The sequence below is a fragment of the Pandoraea soli genome (genome assembly GCF_902459595.1).
Taxonomy (GTDB): Bacteria; Pseudomonadota; Gammaproteobacteria; order Burkholderiales; family Burkholderiaceae; genus Pandoraea; species Pandoraea cepalis.
In genome coordinates, this window is sequence record NZ_CABPSG010000001.1 from 502,943 (window position 1) to 520,063 (window position 17,121).

Sequence of the window (17,121 nt, forward strand, 5' to 3'; positions counted from 1 at the left end):
GGGATTTCAGATGGGTATTTGGGGATGGCGATTTGCCACACCGCGACGAGGGTCCACGAGCCCAAGCTCCCGATACGCTGCGGGTCGACTGCCTTTGCGGCGCTGCGACTGGCAACCAATGACGATCGAGCACGATCCGGGAAAAATGAAACAAATGGGAGAAATGGGAAAACATGATAAACTGCCCCCATTACTTCAGATCTCTGAGGGTGCGATGCTCAATTGGGAAGACGATTTGATACTCTCTGCGGCCGAGACGCTTAGGGTCAGTGAGATTGCGACCAACGCGATTGATCGTACTCTCGCGCTTCTTGCGCAGACGCGCTCGACCCTTGAAGCGCTGCCGGTCGATTCACCCTCACGCGCCGAACTCCTTGCCCAGGTCATTCACGCGCAACAGTCCGCACTGGCTTTGCGCCAAGAGCGACTCGACCAACTTTCCCAGCGGCTACATCGAAATGCGGTGCTCGATTCAGCACAGATCCGGGCAAGACTGGACGCGTTGTTTTCGTCCTTCAGCTCCGCTACATCGCGGTTCGCGGACTTCTGGCTCTCATGTCTTGAAGGCGAGGCGCGCGTGTTCTGCGGCCACGCCTTTTTGCGCTCCTTGGCCGGTATGCAACGTTTCAAGGCTCTCCTCAACGGCCTGAAGATCTCCGTTGCTGGCGAGGTGAAACAGGTCCAAACCCGTAGCCGCGCCGCCCATACCCGTCAAATAGCACCGGTCTGTGCTCCGCCCGCCACGTGCTACGCATAAAGGAGGAAACATGCAATTGACCGCCAAGCGAATCAAGCAATCCCCAGCGTCGGATCTTGCTGCCTTGATGAATGGGCAGTATTCGGGGGATGTGAAAGCACTGCTTGACCAAGTTGCAGTCGACTTGCTCAAGCGCACACTCGCGACGCTTCGTAAGATGCACCGCAGTGACGACTCAGTTCTGCTTAAGAGTCGTGATACGCGAGAGGCTTTGGCTTGCTCGCTCGCTGCCGTGCTGTTGGCCGATTCGGGACGCGTGTCCGCACCACGTCCGAATAGCCCGTCATTGCCTGTTTGGAAATGGGAGCCTGAGGAGGTACTCAAGCATACCGGCATGTCCAAGAGCACTCTCTATCGGGGAGATCACACGAAATTTTATAGTGTGATTCCCCCTGGGATGCAGAACGGCCGCGCCTATCCTGCGTGGCAGTTCGTGGGCGATGTTCCACATTATTTGCCGAAAGTGCTGAGCGTCCTGAACAGGAAATCGAGATTGCAGGTCAACACCTTTCTGGTTTCTCAGCAAGATGCTTTGAACGAATTGTCCCCCGCAGAGGTGCTCGCGGGATTGCCGTTCGAAGACAGAGGGGCTCTTGGGGCACCTCAAGCACGGATGCTTTCGCTGCCGTCCGAAATTCGGCTAGAGAAAGTGCTCGCTCTTGCAAAGCTGGAGGTGGCAGACCCGGTTTAAACGGTCGCCGATGCCAACACGACATGATGTTAATAAATCGCTGCCGAGCTACTTGAAGGAATTCGTTCCCTCTAAGGAACAAATTCATCGTGCTCTTGGCCGCCAGCAGTATAGCTATGGTGTTGACACGACATTCACGCGGGCGGTGGACAATCCGGCATTCGTCGGATCCGCATCGCCGTATGTGTCGCACCGATTTGGGCCGCCATTGCCGCAATTTCTGACGGAAGACAGTAAGTTAGCGTTCAATTGGGTCTATCTTGGATTGTCCGCAAACGTGGCTGCCTGGGAGAGCCAGTTTGTAAAGAACAACCGCGGTGCTGGCAACGGCTTTCACGTGACAAGAAGGGCTGAATCAGATGGTCTCATTGCAACGGTGCGCTTCCGTCGCCCGCTGAATCTTTGGAGTCTGTCCGAGGACAATAGCAGCCGATTGGGCATCCATGACATTGTTTCGAGCGAAGATCACGAAGCCTGCCAATGGCTGGGCTACGCGATTCGTGAGGCAATGCTTATGCTCGACGTTACAGATCGTCCTGACGGCTTTGTTTACCCGTCTCGACGCGTAAAGGGGGCACCCGCCCTAGCGCTGGCGGACTGGTCCACCTCGGCACTGTTTGCGACGGCCCACATTTCCTTCGCACGTTTCATTGACACCGAGGCGTATGCGTCATTCGTTCGCGATCAAATGCGAACGGACCCGCCAGCGCTTGACGCGCGCTGATGTTGGCGACCCATTCCTCCACGACCCTGCGCCTCATGCATGGCGGCCCCGATCGAGCCATTCACGCGTGATACCAGCGCCGAATATCTCTCACAATATCCTGCCGGCTCCCGCTCGCCGCAAGGAAAGGTGGGCAATTTAGGCCACAACGTCCCAAACTGGATTTGGGTGCGTTCCGAATTATGGGGATACGTGTAGGATCACGGCTGCCGCCCATTGCCGCACTCGCCAAGTTCTCCTAAGCTGTCCCTCGTCACGTCCCAAACGTGACCGGGTTTAGCAGCCCGACAGCGATCTCCATGGGCACACGGCCGCGCAGTACTGCGGCCCTCGTGTGCGGCATCCAACGTGCATCCACTACGGGTGGGCTTGGATTGGGACGCCTTCGGGTGTGCCGTGAAACCATGTTCACTGCGGTCTGCTAACCCAGTCCAATGCCCGCCCACCCCTGCTATGTGCAGCGGGTGGTGGGATTCAAACGGTAAGCACGAGGAACCCCGCATGACACCCCATCCGCACCTTCCTATCCCTTCTCGCGACACACTAGACCGTCTGAACGAGCTGTCCGAAAGGCTCGTCGCGCTCTCGATGGTCGGAGCGAATCAGCGCCCCACCGCCATCCCCGAGCAATTCAACGAAGCCTATTTTGATCAGATGAGCGACCTTTCCAGCGAGGTGTACAACCTGTGCCATCGACTCGATGAAGATCTGAGTTATCTCCTGCCGCAGGCCGCGCTGGCGTCGTAAATTTTCTTCCCCCAATTGGCCCCCCGCACGCCAAATCGACCTGAAGCTCTCGGCATATAACGGGCAAGTCACCACGCGCCCCCTCGTACCGCCCTCCCCCGCGCAATCACTTCAATCGAAGCGCCGCTGAATCCCGCAACGTCTTGCGATCACGCTCCACTCGCTCCAACACTGGCGACGAGTGCCCGTGTTCCTCATCCGTCATTCCCGTTCCAAGCCAATACGCGTATCGCGGCCAATGTTTGCAGAGCGCGAGAATCGCGTCCTCCGTCGCACGCTGACGCCCCTCGTAGATGCTGCGCCAGGTCTGCGCGCGCACCCCGCTCAACTCTTCTAATGCCTTAAATCTGCGATGGGTCGGGACGACCGCATCGATGATCTCCATGATTCTTTCGCGCATTGTCGGAACGTTCCCAAACCACGAGGCAGGGATCCCCAATATGATTCGTACAGGTTTTACGAATCAGTAAATTTCTTACGACGGAATGGAGGATTCACATGACCAGCAAGCAGAAGCTCACGATCGTAGACGTCATCCGCCGTGAGGGCGTTTCTTCCAAAACGGGACGTCCATACGACATGCGGACTGCACAGTGCATCCTTTGGCAAACGACCAGCGAGGGTGAGCAAACCGTTGTAGGCACGGTCACGCTACCCAATTCGCTGAAAGACACCGAAAAAGGTGATTACATCGCCGAGTTCGCGCTGTCGCAATCGATGGACGGCTCGCTTGTCCCTCGAATTGTATCGCTCCTACCTTTCCCCACTTCTGCCAAACCGATCACGTCGAAAGCGTCTCAGTGACGCCCACCGCGTTATCAGCCGCATAGTCCTAGCGGCCTTTCAAACCAGCATCCGGCCCCCCGCCAGTTTTTCACTTCGTCGCTCACACATAGCGGCGCACATGGGGGTTGTAATGATTCGATCCATCCCGCAGTTGATTTCCCGCCGCAATCCCACCGACGCCGCAATCGGACCTGTCGTCGTCCAGGGGAAAATCCGCGCCCGATCTCCCAGATGCAATCACGCGTCCCAACTCATCGGCACATCCACCGCGCGCAACGGTCTCGCCTCCACGATCATCGATTACCGCCAGATCGCCGTCCAGCCCCGTGCTGACGTTGAAAGTTGAGTGGTGACGGCATGGACGATACAAAACACCGAGACCGGCCGATGACCTGCGTCTGGCACATCGTTGAAGCCTGTGATCCCCCACCTGAGTTTTCCCTCGACGAGAAGCACGGCGTCTTCGAGGCCTACTCGCTGGAGGGATCACATCGATACGTTGGCGCAAGCAGACCCGTCATCGCGACCGCCAACGACTTGAGGGGGTTAGTCGAACGGATCTTAGAGATCGGGATCGCCTGCGAGAAGGCTCATGCGCGCAGTACCGCAGACAGCGCCACCGATGTCAGACGTGTCGAATCATGACGCCCTTACGCTCCGTGACAAGCATCCTTATCTGCCGTCAGCAATCGCCCAGCGAGCCCATTTCCGCAGTCGACGCGCAAGTGTGTCCCGGCTCTGGCAATGCGCGCTTCAAGTTGGAAATGACGCCGGCTTATGTCGCCGTAGACGGTGAGCCTCAGCAACCGCTCGACTACGCCCAGTCGGGCGTCTTCTGGACATTGGCACTCACAACCGTCGTCGGACTGTGGTTCGTGAGCGCTCATGTGGGCGCATTCCTCGGCTTTGTCCGCCGAGGTTGAGCCAGCGCGCCGGGCGCATCCCGGCATCTCAATCGGAGGAATCATCTATGAAAGAGGCATTTCAACGACTCCGCTCGATCGGCACGCGAACGAGCATCGGTATCGCCGTGGGTACGGCATCCTGCATGGCCAAGGCGGCAGACAGCGGTGGCGGCCCCGATCTGTCCTCATTGACCAACGGCATCAGCATGGGCTCAACGATCACCGCAATCCTTGCGGTCGCGTTGTCGCTGGCTACCGTGTATGCCACGCTTCGCGGCGCGAAGATCGTGCTCGGGGTCATCAAGGGCTAATCGTTTGGCCTGGCCGAGCGCTCCATCGCGCGTGACGAGCGCTCGGCCATCAAGAACAGTGCGTCGCATCATTCGCGAGCGCTGCTGGAGAACATCATGCCAACGCAAGAACTGTGGGACTTGGCCTTCTTCGCCTGGGGAATCACATGCGGATGGGCTGTCGTCCAAGGTCTGAGGGGATAACGATGAAGCGAACGATGGCGACGTTAATTCTATTGGCGCTCCTCGCACAACAGCCTGCGACCCCGCAAGCCCTCCCTGTCGCGAACTACGCGATCAATCGCGCTATCGCAGGCGTGATCACACGAGTCGCGGCGTCCCGAGGTTTCGCCGCCAACAGTCCTCGAGTCATCGCAACACTCGAAGCAATCTCGTCGACGAGCACCGCGCTTAACGTCGTCGCAACCGGCGCAGGAATCGGCCTATCCCTTCTTGGCGCTCCTGTTTGGATGACGATTATCGCGGGCTTCGGAATCTTTGGCACGGGTACCGCTTTGATCGCCGCATTGGGCGACGCCGAGGTCGCTATCGCACAAACAGAAGCGGGCTCCGTGGCAGTGGTGAGCAAGATCCCTCGCAATGAGCCGGTCACCTTACCGCCCTACCCGGACTTCAAGACGTACCCCACGGAGAATGACAGATTCGAAAAGCTCAGGAGCCTCGGGGGGCACGTCTATCGGACCGACGGATGCTCACCTTTGCGGACCCGAGTCGCGTGTCATCAATTTCCATTAGAACCGCAGATTTCGACGGGCATTGCCTTCACATATCCCCAGGATGGTATTCGCGTCCTGTTCACGTCGATTGCGGAACTGGAGGATCTTCGTAAGCGCTGGCTGCTTTATCCCGAAGATCCGGAAGCCAAACTAACAATTGTCGAAACGTTTGATCAAGAAGGCGTGCACGACGGATTTGCTGAACGAATTTGGACTAACAAATATCAAGGCTGCAGTAAGGATGTCCCACCCGGTTGTCCCGCTCCGCATGCGTGGAGCACGATCGATTTCATCCCTGATATGGCCGAGATCAGCCACGACGCTTTTCACGGACTGAATCGACTTAAGACGACAACGGTGTATCCGGACCTAGATGCCGCACGGGCGGCCATCAACAGCGACTTCCTGAAGATGCCTATTACCCCCAAGACACTCGCCGATATTGTCGACGGAGCTTGGTGGCTGGCAGCGGAAGAGCCCGACTACGCAGGGCTCCCATATCGCGAATCGGAGCCGATCACCGAAGAAGACGTGGTGATATGGATGGTGGAGAATCCTACGGAAATACCGTACATCGGTGACGTGCTTGAGCCAGCAAATCCGCCGGACGAACGCAAGGTTCCGATTTCGCCTCGAATCCGCTCTAAAGAAGTCCCGAATCCGCAGACCGATCCGGTAACTGACCCTAACACCGGACCTAATCCTGTTCCGGAGACGGGGCCGGACATCGCTCCCAATCCCGACGAAGCGACGGAATCGGGGTCCAACAGAAACAGGAACACCGAGGGTGTCCAGGACGTGAATGTCGTCAACCGCCCGGTTGTCGATATCGGGAATCGAGTCAAGGTTGACGTGGACCTGGGTAAGGCCCCCGAGGTGGATCAGCCCAAATTGGAAGAGCCCCCTACCGCGAAGATGATCATCGATCCGATTTTGGGTCTGACGTCCGACTTCAATTCCTGGACGATGCCGTCGCACGGCGCTGCCTGTCCGCGCACAACGCTCCAAGTCTTCGATCACGCTATTCCGATAGAAGCTCACTGCGAGATTGCCGAGCGAATTGCGCCACAACTTCGTCAGGTCATGGTCGCAGCCTTCGCGGTAATGGCGCTTCTGATCGTTCTTTCCGCGTGAGGTCTTTATGCCACTGTTTGCCATTATCGCGAGCGTCCTCAACTCCGTGCTGGGCTTTATGTTCCGCGCGTCGGTGGTCAAGTGGGCGACGTTCTTCGCACTCTGGTACGTCGTCACCGAGTTCGTCATCGCTATCAAATCAGGCAACCTGTTTCCGCACGTATCCAAGCTTAACGAGGCGTTCTCGGGCATCCCCACCGGCGTCTGGTATTGGCTCGACCTGTTTGCCGTCTCTCAGGGCGCTCCTATGATCATCAGCGCCATAGCAGCGCGCTTTCTGATCCGGCGCTTGCCGATCATTGGGTAAGCACCATGGCAATCAACGCGTACACCGGCTTGATGGGCTCCGGGAAGAGTTATGAGGTCGTCAGCAGCGTCATCGTGCCCGCCGTTCTGGCCGGTCGGCGTGTGGTGACCAACATTGACGGCATCAACGCGGACGCCATTCACGCGTACTGCACTGACATTAAGAAAGCAGATCCGATGACACTTGGCCCGGTGATTCCCATCCCAAACGCCGACGTGCTCAAAGTCGGCTTCTTTCCCGACGAAACGAAGCCCGACATCGATTCGTTCGTCAAGGCAGGCGATCTCGTGGCAATCGACGAGGCATGGGAATTCTGGTCGGTCTCGCACAAGATTAGCCCCGAGCATATGCGCTTCTTTCGGATGCATCGACACTACGTGCATCCGGAGACCGGCCTGTCGTGCGACGTCGCGTTGATGATTCAATCGATCACGGATCTACACCGGCAATTGCGCTCGGTGATCGAGGTCACGTTCGTGACGAAGAAGCTCAAGGAGTTGGGACTCGGCAATCGCTATCGCGTCGAGATGTTTGGTGGCGGGAGGATCACAAAGGCCGCACGTCTTGGAACCACCACCACGGCATACGACAAGGCAATTTTTCCCCTGTATCAATCGTATGCCGGCGGCAAAGGTAAGGAACGCGCCATTGATGCCAGGCAGAACCTGCTGCGAAGCCCAAAACTGTGGATGACGGCTCTATTCTTCCTTGCCTGCTGGATCGGCATTGGGGCGTTCCTCTGGCGGTTCTTTCAACCGAAAGCGGCTGTCGAATCCCCGTCAAACACGGTCGAATCGTCTCGCCGCCTGTCGGCTCCGGCGAATGCCGCGGCAGATCTCGCCCCGAGGTTGCAAACGTTCAGCGAGAGATGGCGCGTCGCGGGGCAGTATTCGGTTACCGGTAAGCGCTATGTCGTGCTAAGTGACAACACGGGCCGATTACGCATCGAATCCCCATCGGCATTTAGCAATAACGGCCTTGCAATCGTCGGTGAAGTCGACGGGCAGCAGGTCACCATGTGGTCGGGGCAAAAGCCTGCGTCTCGGTTGTTCGGAGAGACGCCATGAAACGCGTCATGACCGCCGCGCTACTGATTGCCTCGACTCAGGTATTTTCTGCCGAACCACGCACCGTGCCCGCACCCATCGATTACCGAGGGCCAGCGCTTCACGATGACGGTCCAACGCCACGCGACGACATTGCAAGCCTCCACTCCTCCGGTTGGCGAGGAGATGGGATGTCGACACACCGATCAGAATGGCGTACACCGTCCGGGAAATTCGACTTCCAGTTCGTCAATGTCGCGCAGCTCGTCTCACTGCTCTACGGCGAAGCCATCAAAACGTCCTACGTCATCTCCCCGGAAGTGCTCGATGATCAACGGATGGTTTCGATGCGATTCGATACGAAGCGCCGCGACATACGTCCATTCTTGGTGACGTTTCTGGAATCGCTCGGGTTCGGTATCGAAAGGCGCGAAGGTGTCGACTTTGTCTTCAAGCGACCAAACATTGGCGCCCCGCCGGAACCGCCGTCTACCTACGTCTATCACCCCCAGTACCGAGACACCGCCTATCTCGCGAATCTTGTCAGACCGGTGTTTCGGGGCCAGTTCACTGTGAACCGAGAGGTGCCCGCGCCACCGGAGGCCCGAGCAAGCGGCAACGCTCCGGATGGGTCTGCGGCGACGCTCATAGATCAAAAGGGCGACACGCTTGTATTCAGAGGGACGCCAATTGAAATCTCGACGCTCCAGGATCTCCTTTCTCAAGTCGATACGCCCGTCGGCGAAGTCGCGGTGCGCGCAACCGCTTACGAGGTGACACAAAGCACGGAACACGGCTCCGCTTTTCAACTTGCCCTTGATCTGCTCTCAAAGGGCTTGGGGCTATCTATACAGATGACCGGCGAGAGGCTGAGCAACGGCGTGCGCATCAAAGCGGGAGACCTCGACACGGTGTTCTCAGCGCTATCGAAGGACACGCGATTTCAGGTCATCAACAGCCCCAACCTGCGCATTCGATCCGGTGCGCGAGGCAAGCTGACCGTGGGTCAAAAGGTTCCGGTGCTCAAGTCCGTGTCATACCCCCGTGGGGGCGGCGACCCGGTCCAATCGGTGGAATACCACTCGTCGGGCGTGATTCTTGAGTTGAGACCGACCGTGAAGGATTGCGTCATCGATCTACACGTCTCGCAACAAATCAGCGATTTCGTGAAGACAACGACAGGCGTCAACAAGTCGCCAACGCTCAACACACGCGAAGTGAGCACCGAAATCAGCCTGCAGGACCGTGACATCATCCTCATCGGCGGCCTGACGACCAATAAGGCGGCCGACAACAATACGGGACTGTCTTTCCTTCCGAGGTTCCTTGATAGCCACTCCGACACGGCGTCGAACACGGAGATCCTTCTCGTTCTCCAGGTTGAGCGCGTCAGGCCGTCTAGCGTCGGGAGTGTCGGCGCCGATGCCGAAGCCAGGGATGCCCACGGACGTACCTGCAACGTCCGGGCCGTTGACGCGCGGCTCAGCGCGGCTCGCGCGACCGAGCAGCGGGTAGCACCTCTGGCGTCGGTCGTAGCAGCGCCGCTGGCCACACCTCCCCTCACTGAAAACCGCCTTTCCGGCCCCGCCGACAAAGTGACGCGGATCGAAGACGGAACGACGCTTCGCGCGACCGCCGCCGCCCTCAGGGTCGAGGACGGCGGGGGCGCGCGAAGCGCGCCCTAAATTTATATCCGTAACACTTAACGTACGAGAACACGGCAAAGCCGCCCAAGCGAGGACTGAACCACTTTCGTCGAAAAAAAAAAGTGCCCCGATGCGGACGACATCGGGGCCAACCTCCTACCTCTCACGACAAACATGACAGGAGCTGCCATGCAAGAACCGAGCTTAATGAACTATTCCCCGTTCCGACGCGAGTGGATCATCAGAGGACGGAATTTCGGAGATGGCCAGGTGGAGGTCACAGTCACCCGATTCGACCGCTACATGGGAGCTCAGCAGCTTCACACGCTGCCAAAAGCCAAGCGCGGAGAATCTGAAAACTCGGAAGATAACCAAATGGCAGCGGCCAAACGGGCGAAGCAACAGGTCCGATTGCGTTGCAAGGCCATCGGCGCGGATCGCATGATTACGTTGACCTACCGGGAGAACATGCAGGATCGGGATCGCCTGAAGCGCCATTTCGATGCATTACGCCGTCGCCTCAACAAAATTCAGGATTTCCAATACGTCGCCGTCCCCGAACGTCAGAAGCGGGGAGCGTGGCACCTGCACATCGCGGTTAGAGGGAGACAAAACTACAGAGTGCTTCGTGCGATCTGGATATCCATCGTTGGCGCAGATAACGGCAACGTCAATGTCCGCAATCCATTTCGTCAGCGCGGTCAGCAACACAAGCTGGCGGCTTACCTCGGAAAGTACCTTACAAAGGACTTCGCCGAGCACAAGATGAACGAGAAGCGATATTGGTCGAGCCGAGGGATCGTGATCCCCGAGCGCCATCCAATCGACCACATCCTGAGCGACGACCCGGTGAAAGCTATCGTGACTGCGTTCGAAGCCGCACAACTGACTGGCGCGACGCTTGACCGCTGCCAGACGTTTTGGAGCCAGGATCTTGGCTACTTTTGGCTGGCAACTCGGGAGAGCGAAAATGGATAATGCCGAAAGCCAATCAGCCGAGGTCGACGATCGCCATCTCGTCGAACTCATTGCTCAAGCAGTCGCGGAGCGACTGACGCCGCCGCTACCTCTGTCGATCCAGCTCTGGAACGCCAAGATAATCGCGGCCTACTTGCAACGCTCGCCAGCAGTTGTACTGGAACGCGTCGTCACCCTTCCCGGCTTTCCACCTCCGATTCGGCTTCCCTCCACTCGATCGACGTCGAAGAGCATTGCGCAACCACATTCGGACAAGTCGACGGGACAACCGCTATGGAAAGCGACTGAGGTAATAGACTGGGTCGACTCACACCGCAGAAAATGCGTTGGACGTCCGCGCGCGAGAGATTGATTCAGACGCGACGACCAATTGAATCCACAGCCAGAAGCAGTCACCCATCCTAAGCTAAGATTTGGGTGATGCGTCAATCGATCCAGCCCGGAATACATATACATAAGCAAACGACTTCGCCCGCCCATTTTCATATCAACTCGCTTCGACCAACGCAGCACTCAGGATCGAAGCGATTCGTCGAGATAGTTAGCATATGAGTTCACCATCGATGGTTCTTCCGCTCGAACGCCCATACGGCGAATTCTCTCCTGGAGAATCATTCGCTCGTGAAGTTGTCCTGGCTGGGCTGAGATGGCCAAGTGAGTACTGGCGAGACTTGGCCGTACGCTGGATTGAACAGGGAGCGCCGTTGGACACGGAGGTCGCTGACTTGCTACTAACCATTTCGGAGGATCGACGGGGCTGCTCTCAGCGTCTCCGCCAGCGTGCGTTCGCATTGAGAATCAAATATCTTCGCGGCAGCTGAGGCAAAGCAGCCTCGGGAGAGTGTTTCTCAAACCTACGGCGCATCACGCACTGGCTCCACGCGCTCATCCGGCTTCTCTCCGGTTGAATCCACAGTCGGAAGCGGCCAACAGGGTGACGGCCGTTTCCGGCCAATTTCGATCAGTCGACGTGACCCGCGCAGATCGTCGACAATTCGACTTTATCAAGAGCGGCGCTGAACGGATGGAGGCAAATATGGGACCAAAAAAACAAGAGCTGGTTGAGGTGTTAGCCAAACTCGCCGACCTACTTGAAACTAACGGCGGACAGCACTGGCGCGCTTGGTTGCTTCGTGCCAAAGCTCGTTTAGAAAACGCAGATTACTACGGTATTGAATATTTGCTTCAAGCGTACGGAGGTATGGGCTCGTTTAACGACTTTGTTGCGGCACCGAGCGCTATAGTCGGGCAGCCCACCGGGAAACTCGGTTATGTTGAACTGAACGATAAGATAGATGGCTTAAGAACTAAGGCGTGGGAGCTTGCAACAGACATCAAGCGCAACCACGAAGTCCAGCGTACCTGACTATCGAATTCATCTCGGCTAACCGCATCAGGCAGATCTCGGCCAGAAGCTGCCGCTCACGGGATAGTGCCACTATTCACTACTGGTCAAGCTTTTGGCTAGCCGGTTGTCACTAGAAAATATGAATCTGAAACGGTTAGAACCTCGCTAAATAACAGCACGCGCTGATAAATCCAAAGCCTGAAAAAGTTCAACAACATGCGCACCTTTCAAGTCCTCGTCCCTGCTCTTGCCCTGCTGCTGGCTGGCCCGGTCTTTGCACAAGACAACCCGTACAAGTTCCGCGGAATCGGTTTGGGCGACTCGCCGGAGCACGTCCAAAAAGTGATGCCTGAACAGTTCCCCCTCGTCAGGGCGATTGAGAAATTCCCGGGAGACTTCTGGTCGGTCAACGCTGGCGACAAAGACGGAATGTCACGCAACCGTTGCCCAATCTCTGCGAAAGGTCCTTTGCGCGACGATTGCCTGAAGGCGATGGTGGTCCTTCGGCTCGTCGACGATCGCATCCAGGTGCTGCAAATTACGGCAGATCAGAGTTTTGGCAAGCCGGTGGCATTGCCCGCGTTTCTGGAGCGCCTAACCGGCACGTACGGTAAGCCCGACGCGGTGTACCTGACGGGTCAAGATGTCCACCGTGATGGCTTGACCGAGCGGACGTACGCCTGGGGCGGGAAGACGTTGCCGGCCAAGGATTTCAAAATGGCGTTTGCGTCGTACGAAGATGCCGAACGCATCGGCGGCCAGTACGTGGCGGTGCGCGTGGTGCTCAACGGTGACGCGGTCATCGGCTACGAATTGCGCATCGCTGACGCAGAAAAAAGCATCCAACAGCACCGGAAATGGCAGGCCGAGCAAAAGGCCAAAGCCAGCACCTCGGGCACGGCCGCACCCAGCAGCCTCAAGTTCTGACCCTCGCGAGATCGAGTTCAGGATCGGTACGGGTGCCGCACTCGGTCAGATCAATTGGGGACGCATCGCTGGCAGCCCGCTGGCTAGTTCCCGGCGCTAATAGCCTCATTGAAGTTGGGCCGGAATGTCTGCTGCGAGACGTCGCGACCGGCAGCTTGGGGTCGGAATCGTTCATCCACGACGACTAATTTCCCTCGGCGAAAACTCTCGCGTCGGTGCACCAAATGTGCACCGATTGGCGCGATGTTATTGATCTGATTGGTTATAGGGTTCTGGTCCCCGGCACTCCTACTCCCTTTCGAGGCAGTGCGGAGAGAATTTTTGATAGGCTGAAGTCGGCCAGGAGGCCACGTTCACCCGCACCCTCGATTGGGCGATCGAACGGCTGCTTCGCTGCTAGAGAACGGTCACTCATCTAGTCTACTTGGAAGGCCCACAAGCATGATCGGTCGCAATCGCTGACGCCAATCAGCAAATTAATCGTCGAGCACTGGCGGTATCCATCCGAAGCGCGACGCCGGCAAAGGCCTATCGACGCAACTCTCATTGCCGGAACCAGCAGCACTGCTTCCACCGATGCGCGTGACCGCGAGGTGGACGAGCTACTCAAATTCGCACCGAAACCCGCCGGCGACATTAAGTAGCTTCGAGAACTCGACGTGCTCGAGCCTGCAAATGAGCGATAATGTGCCTACGACGAAATTCCGCTAAGAACATCGGCGTTTCTTTTCGAATGTGCCAATTCGATGAACGGAGAAGACATGCAAACTCAATCGCATTGACCTTGCCTCGATTTCACGTACAGCAACTCACGCCACTTGTTGCATCGCTTCGTAATCGGACGGCGTGCGGTACCCGATCGACGAATGAATGCGTTGGCGATTGTAAAAGCCTTCAACCCAATCAACCACGTCCAATCGTGCTTGCGCTCGCGTCTCGTAGTGGCATCGCGACGTTTGCTCGACTTTTAGCGTCTTAAAAAAGCTCTCCATCGGCGCGTTGTCCCAAGCATTGGCGCGCCGGCTCATCGACATGACCATGCCGTACCCCTGGGCAAGCTCGCGGTGTGCCCAGCTCGCGTATTGCACGCCGCGATCGCTATGCACAATCAAGCCCCGAGGCGGCTGACGTTGCCGGTACGCCGAGCGCAGCGCCGTACACACGAGCTTCGCATCGATGCGCTCGGACATTGACCACCCGACGATGCGGCGACTTCCCAAGTCCAGAATGGCCGCCAGATACAACCAACCTTCGTCTGTGGGCAGGTACGTTATATCCGCCACCCACGCTTGGTTCGGCGCCCAGCCATCAAAGCGTCGCGCCAGCAGGTTCGGTGCCACCGGCAAGCGGTGCGCCGAGTCTGTGGTTGTCTGCCATGCTCGCCGGTACACCGGCCGTAACCCTTGACGTATCAAGCTGCGGCGCACACGCTCTGCGCTCGTCTTCGTACCCTGTGCGGCCAGCGCCTTGACCAGTCTCGGGCGTCCGTAGCAGCCGCGACTTTGCGCGTGCAGGCGCGCCACTTCGTCATCGAAGGCAGCCTGCCGCTGCCGACGCTCGCTCGGCCGTCGCACCCGCCATTGGCAGTAGCCACTTCTCGAGACCGCCAGCACTCGGCACAGACGGCTTACACCGTATTGGTCGCGGTGAGCGTCGATCCACGCATACTTCACCGCGACCCCTTCGCGAAGTATGCCGTCGCTTTTGAGAGGATTTCCACATCAAGCTTCGCACTGGCCAACTCTTTGCGCAGCCGACTGACCTCGGCTTCCAGCTCTGATACGCCGGGCTTGGCACGGCTCACAGAGGCTGCCGCGTCAGACGTGCTCGCCACCCCTTCGCGCAGCTTGCGCGCCCAGTTGCCGATGGTTGCCACCGGCACGCCGAGACGGCGTGCCGCCTCATTGTGTCCCACAGAATTTGCCAGCCTCGCCGCTTCCACTCGGAACTCATCCGTGTAGCGACGATTCGGTACGCCTTTTTCGCCCATATTGACCTCCGTTCAACAGATTATCCAACTTCTCTGCTGTACGTCGTTTCGAGGCATGGTCACATCGCCTACCTGTATCACAGCTTTTGCTTGACCCAAACAACTACCGTTTTCACGATTTGTCAGGATATCGTGCAGTCGCTAACCGAGCACGGTATGCAGAAGCTGGTGTTCAAGATCGGGCACTTCAGTTGTTGCAAAGCACGGAATCATTCGAGTTGGGAGCATTAAAAGATTCTATCTTGACGAATGGGTTTGTTCCGCTCGAGCAAATTGTCGTCGAGAAGTACAGCGACAACGATGGCGTCCCGCTTTATTTGGTTATCGAAGGTAATCGTCGTGTCGCTGCTGTGAAGACATTGTTGACCGATCATGACGCAGGTGCAGTTGATATCACTGAAGCAATAAGGCCGACGGTAGATCGCTTACCAGTTATCGAGGTCATTGGGACGGACGAAGAAAGGGCCGCGTACCAGCAAACTTTGATGGCGATTCGCCATATCGCCGGTATTCGGGAGTGGGGTCCGTACCAGCAAGCTAAACTAGTTGTGGAACTGTATGAGCGAACCGGATCTTTCGGCGCAGTTGCGCAGCAAATCGGCATCTCTGCACGAGAGGTCGCACGCCGGTATCGCGCGTCGAAGGCACTACAACAGATGGAAGACGACGACGAATTTGGCGAATTCGCATCGCCGCGGTTGTACTCGTTTTTTCACGAGGCGGTTTCGCAGCCGAAAGTTCGCGAGTGGCTACATTTCTCGGATGAAACGTATCGTGCTGAGAATGAAGAGGCACGACGTGCGTTTTATGAATTGCTAAGTCCGCGGGTGATTGATGGCGAAACACTTTCTGCCAAGCTTGTAAACGCAAACAAACAGGTTCGCCAGCTTAAGGAAATCGTGGACAAAACGATACCCTTGAGGACTTTGCTCGACCCTGAGCGCTCGTTCGAAGAGGCAGTTCGAGCGGCCGAAGAGGAGACAGTAGAGGATGAGACGGGCGTGCTGGAACACTCGCTTGGTGTCGCATTGCAAGCGCTTCGGCAGCCTAGTATTGATACGTGGCTGGCGCCTACTGAGCGTGCGGTGACGATATGGGGAGAACTTGTCCAACTGGTCGATAGAGTGCGTCCGATTATGGAGCGCGATCGGTGAAGCCGAGGGATATTTTGACCCGCTTGGAGGACGTAATCGGTGCAGCAGGGGCTCCTCGCCGACTGCGAGATGTTATCGAATACGAACTTCGCTGGCATTTTGGGATTTTGGAGATTCAAGCGGCGGAGACCGCGGAGAGATTTGAACTACGAGTTGCAGAGCTTATTATTGCAAAGCAGAACGCAGCGGACCATCAGGGCACGTTCGCAACGTTGAGTATCATTGGCTCGGCGGGTAATGTAGTGGTAGGTTCGTGCAGAGAGGCACCAGGAGACGGGGCGGCGGTGCTTGCGGCGAAATTAAACCGCCTGCAGGCGGAGCCTCTGCTTGCGGCAATGAAGACGTTGTCATTTGAGGACTTTGAGCGCTTTGGGGCTTGTGTGCTGCGGGAACTGGGAGCACAGAGTGTCAGTGTTACTGCGCACTCGAACGATCAAGGCATTGATTTCTTTGGTGTGCTAAACCTCGGCGGGCTACAGAATTTTCCCATGCAATTTTTCCGGCTTACCCATGATGTTGAGCTGCGGTTTGCTGGGCAAGCTAAACACTATCCGACGAGATCCGTGGGTACAGCGACGGTTCGCGAACTAATTGGGTCCATTAGCTTGGCTCGGTCAGGAACGTTCTCTAGTGAGACTACCGCCTTTGACTCGTTGCGGTTGAAGCCATTTAATCCGTTGCTTCCGCTCCTGTTCACGACCGGCACAATCACTGCTGGCGCCGAGAGATTGGCGAGCGATGCGGGGATCATAGCTCGGGGTGGGGTGCAACTGGCAGTATTTCTTGCGGATAGAGGTGTAGGGATGATTGAGGCGGCGGATGGCACGCGCGCGTTTGATCAAGGGACCTTTCAGCAGTGGCTCAACCAGACTTAAAAAATCCTAGTGGCGCATTGTGCTGTGCCCCTGCTAAGTGGCGCCACCGCCTAGCAGAACAAGTAAGTTTCTTCGCAGT

General features: G+C 57.3%; 21 protein-coding genes. 19 read left to right on the top strand and 2 right to left on the bottom strand.

Annotation, left to right across the window (positions count from 1 at the left end):
* Nucleotides 1–118: 118 nt before the first annotated feature.
* From PSO31014_RS02035 to PSO31014_RS02050, 4 genes are all read left to right on the top strand, one after another.
* On the top strand, nucleotides 119–757 hold the full coding sequence (locus PSO31014_RS02035) for a hypothetical protein (protein ID WP_150550074.1): 639 nt from the start codon (nucleotides 119–121) through the stop codon (nucleotides 755–757).
* A 10-nt stretch (nucleotides 758–767) separates the two neighbouring features.
* On the top strand, nucleotides 768–1,448 hold the full coding sequence (locus tag PSO31014_RS02040; protein WP_150550075.1) for a hypothetical protein: 681 nt from the start codon (nucleotides 768–770) through the stop codon (nucleotides 1,446–1,448).
* A 52-nt stretch (nucleotides 1,449–1,500) separates the two neighbouring features.
* Nucleotides 1,501–2,172, top strand: coding sequence for an RES domain-containing protein (locus PSO31014_RS02045; RefSeq protein WP_174976346.1), 672 nt, complete (start codon nucleotides 1,501–1,503; stop codon nucleotides 2,170–2,172).
* 501 nt (nucleotides 2,173–2,673) lie between these two features.
* Nucleotides 2,674–2,919 (top strand): hypothetical protein, encoded by a 246-nt coding sequence (locus tag PSO31014_RS02050; protein ID WP_150550077.1) that lies wholly within the window; start codon nucleotides 2,674–2,676, stop codon nucleotides 2,917–2,919.
* A 106-nt stretch (nucleotides 2,920–3,025) separates the two neighbouring features.
* On the opposite strand, the gene PSO31014_RS02055 is transcribed toward PSO31014_RS02050, so the two are convergent.
* A complete protein-coding gene (locus tag PSO31014_RS02055; protein WP_150550078.1) occupies nucleotides 3,026–3,304 on the bottom strand; it encodes a DNA-binding protein in 279 nt (92 codons plus the stop codon).
* A 113-nt stretch (nucleotides 3,305–3,417) separates the two neighbouring features.
* Between PSO31014_RS02055 and PSO31014_RS02060 the strand changes: the two genes are divergently transcribed.
* The 13 genes from PSO31014_RS02060 to PSO31014_RS02120 all read left to right on the top strand — a co-directional run bounded on the left by PSO31014_RS02060 (nucleotide 3,418) and on the right by PSO31014_RS02120 (nucleotide 13,023).
* A complete protein-coding gene (locus tag PSO31014_RS02060; RefSeq protein WP_150550079.1) occupies nucleotides 3,418–3,723 on the top strand; it encodes a cellulose synthase in 306 nt (101 codons plus the stop codon).
* A 112-nt stretch (nucleotides 3,724–3,835) separates the two neighbouring features.
* Entirely contained in the window at nucleotides 3,836–4,051 is a 216-nt protein-coding gene (locus PSO31014_RS02065; protein ID WP_150550080.1) for a hypothetical protein, read from the top strand.
* Between the two features lie 11 nt (nucleotides 4,052–4,062).
* A complete protein-coding gene (locus PSO31014_RS02070) occupies nucleotides 4,063–4,350 on the top strand; it encodes a hypothetical protein (RefSeq protein WP_150550081.1) in 288 nt (95 codons plus the stop codon).
* Nucleotides 4,351–4,364: 14 nt separating this feature from the next.
* Complete coding sequence (locus tag PSO31014_RS02075; protein ID WP_150550082.1) at nucleotides 4,365–4,628, top strand: hypothetical protein; 264 nt, start codon at nucleotides 4,365–4,367, stop codon at nucleotides 4,626–4,628.
* Between the two features lie 47 nt (nucleotides 4,629–4,675).
* Nucleotides 4,676–4,921: a hypothetical protein gene (locus PSO31014_RS02080; RefSeq protein WP_150550083.1), complete on the top strand. Its 246-nt coding sequence runs from the start codon at nucleotides 4,676–4,678 to the stop codon at nucleotides 4,919–4,921.
* 185 nt (nucleotides 4,922–5,106) lie between these two features.
* Entirely contained in the window at nucleotides 5,107–6,771 is a 1,665-nt protein-coding gene (locus PSO31014_RS02085) for a hypothetical protein (protein WP_150550084.1), read from the top strand.
* Between the two features lie 7 nt (nucleotides 6,772–6,778).
* Nucleotides 6,779–7,078 (top strand): DUF2523 family protein, encoded by a 300-nt coding sequence (locus tag PSO31014_RS02090; RefSeq protein ID WP_246176188.1) that lies wholly within the window; start codon nucleotides 6,779–6,781, stop codon nucleotides 7,076–7,078.
* A 5-nt stretch (nucleotides 7,079–7,083) separates the two neighbouring features.
* Nucleotides 7,084–8,145 (top strand): zonular occludens toxin domain-containing protein, encoded by a 1,062-nt coding sequence (locus PSO31014_RS02095; RefSeq protein WP_150550085.1) that lies wholly within the window; start codon nucleotides 7,084–7,086, stop codon nucleotides 8,143–8,145.
* Nucleotides 8,142–9,809: a type II secretion system protein GspD gene (locus PSO31014_RS02100; RefSeq protein WP_174976347.1), complete on the top strand. Its 1,668-nt coding sequence runs from the start codon at nucleotides 8,142–8,144 to the stop codon at nucleotides 9,807–9,809. Before PSO31014_RS02095 ends, PSO31014_RS02100 begins: the two co-directional genes overlap by 4 nt.
* Nucleotides 9,810–9,959: 150 nt before the next feature.
* Nucleotides 9,960–10,748: a rolling circle replication-associated protein gene (locus PSO31014_RS02105; protein ID WP_150550086.1), complete on the top strand. Its 789-nt coding sequence runs from the start codon at nucleotides 9,960–9,962 to the stop codon at nucleotides 10,746–10,748.
* A complete protein-coding gene (locus PSO31014_RS22495; protein WP_150550087.1) occupies nucleotides 10,741–11,100 on the top strand; it encodes a hypothetical protein in 360 nt (119 codons plus the stop codon). Before PSO31014_RS02105 ends, PSO31014_RS22495 begins: the two co-directional genes overlap by 8 nt.
* Nucleotides 11,101–11,718: 618 nt before the next feature.
* Nucleotides 11,719–12,114 (top strand): DUF6966 domain-containing protein, encoded by a 396-nt coding sequence (locus PSO31014_RS02115; protein WP_217424900.1) that lies wholly within the window; start codon nucleotides 11,719–11,721, stop codon nucleotides 12,112–12,114.
* 198 nt (nucleotides 12,115–12,312) lie between these two features.
* Entirely contained in the window at nucleotides 12,313–13,023 is a 711-nt protein-coding gene (locus tag PSO31014_RS02120; RefSeq protein WP_150550088.1) for a hypothetical protein, read from the top strand.
* 809 nt (nucleotides 13,024–13,832) lie between these two features.
* Here the strand turns inward: PSO31014_RS02120 and PSO31014_RS02125 are convergent.
* Nucleotides 13,833–15,013, bottom strand: a protein-coding gene (locus PSO31014_RS02125) for an IS3 family transposase (protein ID WP_150550089.1) whose coding sequence is annotated in 2 segments (ribosomal slippage) — nucleotides 13,833–14,731 and nucleotides 14,731–15,013 — 1,182 coding nt in all. Because the reading frame shifts where the segments join, the coding sequence is not laid out codon by codon here.
* Nucleotides 15,014–15,255: 242 nt separating this feature from the next.
* On the opposite strand from PSO31014_RS02125, the gene PSO31014_RS02130 reads away from it, so the two are divergent.
* On the top strand, nucleotides 15,256–16,167 hold the full coding sequence (locus PSO31014_RS02130; RefSeq protein WP_150550090.1) for a hypothetical protein: 912 nt from the start codon (nucleotides 15,256–15,258) through the stop codon (nucleotides 16,165–16,167).
* Nucleotides 16,164–17,042: a restriction endonuclease gene (locus PSO31014_RS02135; protein WP_150550091.1), complete on the top strand. Its 879-nt coding sequence runs from the start codon at nucleotides 16,164–16,166 to the stop codon at nucleotides 17,040–17,042. Before PSO31014_RS02130 ends, PSO31014_RS02135 begins: the two co-directional genes overlap by 4 nt.
* Nucleotides 17,043–17,121: the final 79 nt, after the last annotated feature.

What these genes read in the sequence shown, in the direction of transcription:
- PSO31014_RS02100 (WP_174976347.1), top strand. Translation starts at nt 8,142, where the DNA reads ATGAAACGCGTCATGACCGCCGCGCTACTGATTGCCTCGACTCAGGTA.
- PSO31014_RS02070 (WP_150550081.1), top strand. Translation starts at nt 4,063, where the DNA reads ATGGACGATACAAAACACCGAGACCGGCCGATGACCTGCGTCTGGCAC.
- PSO31014_RS02060 (WP_150550079.1), top strand. Translation starts at nt 3,418, where the DNA reads ATGACCAGCAAGCAGAAGCTCACGATCGTAGACGTCATCCGCCGTGAG.
- PSO31014_RS02055 (WP_150550078.1), bottom strand. Translation starts at nt 3,304, where the DNA reads ATGGAGATCATCGATGCGGTCGTCCCGACCCATCGCAGATTTAAGGCA.
- PSO31014_RS02095 (WP_150550085.1), top strand. Translation starts at nt 7,084, where the DNA reads ATGGCAATCAACGCGTACACCGGCTTGATGGGCTCCGGGAAGAGTTAT.
- PSO31014_RS02050 (WP_150550077.1), top strand. Translation starts at nt 2,674, where the DNA reads ATGACACCCCATCCGCACCTTCCTATCCCTTCTCGCGACACACTAGAC.
- PSO31014_RS02120 (WP_150550088.1), top strand. Translation starts at nt 12,313, where the DNA reads ATGCGCACCTTTCAAGTCCTCGTCCCTGCTCTTGCCCTGCTGCTGGCT.
- PSO31014_RS02090 (WP_246176188.1), top strand. Translation starts at nt 6,779, where the DNA reads ATGCCACTGTTTGCCATTATCGCGAGCGTCCTCAACTCCGTGCTGGGC.
- PSO31014_RS02105 (WP_150550086.1), top strand. Translation starts at nt 9,960, where the DNA reads ATGCAAGAACCGAGCTTAATGAACTATTCCCCGTTCCGACGCGAGTGG.
- PSO31014_RS02035 (WP_150550074.1), top strand. Translation starts at nt 119, where the DNA reads ATGACGATCGAGCACGATCCGGGAAAAATGAAACAAATGGGAGAAATG.
- PSO31014_RS02080 (WP_150550083.1), top strand. Translation starts at nt 4,676, where the DNA reads ATGAAAGAGGCATTTCAACGACTCCGCTCGATCGGCACGCGAACGAGC.
- PSO31014_RS02065 (WP_150550080.1), top strand. Translation starts at nt 3,836, where the DNA reads ATGATTCGATCCATCCCGCAGTTGATTTCCCGCCGCAATCCCACCGAC.
- PSO31014_RS02040 (WP_150550075.1), top strand. Translation starts at nt 768, where the DNA reads ATGCAATTGACCGCCAAGCGAATCAAGCAATCCCCAGCGTCGGATCTT.
- PSO31014_RS02085 (WP_150550084.1), top strand. Translation starts at nt 5,107, where the DNA reads ATGAAGCGAACGATGGCGACGTTAATTCTATTGGCGCTCCTCGCACAA.
- PSO31014_RS22495 (WP_150550087.1), top strand. Translation starts at nt 10,741, where the DNA reads ATGGATAATGCCGAAAGCCAATCAGCCGAGGTCGACGATCGCCATCTC.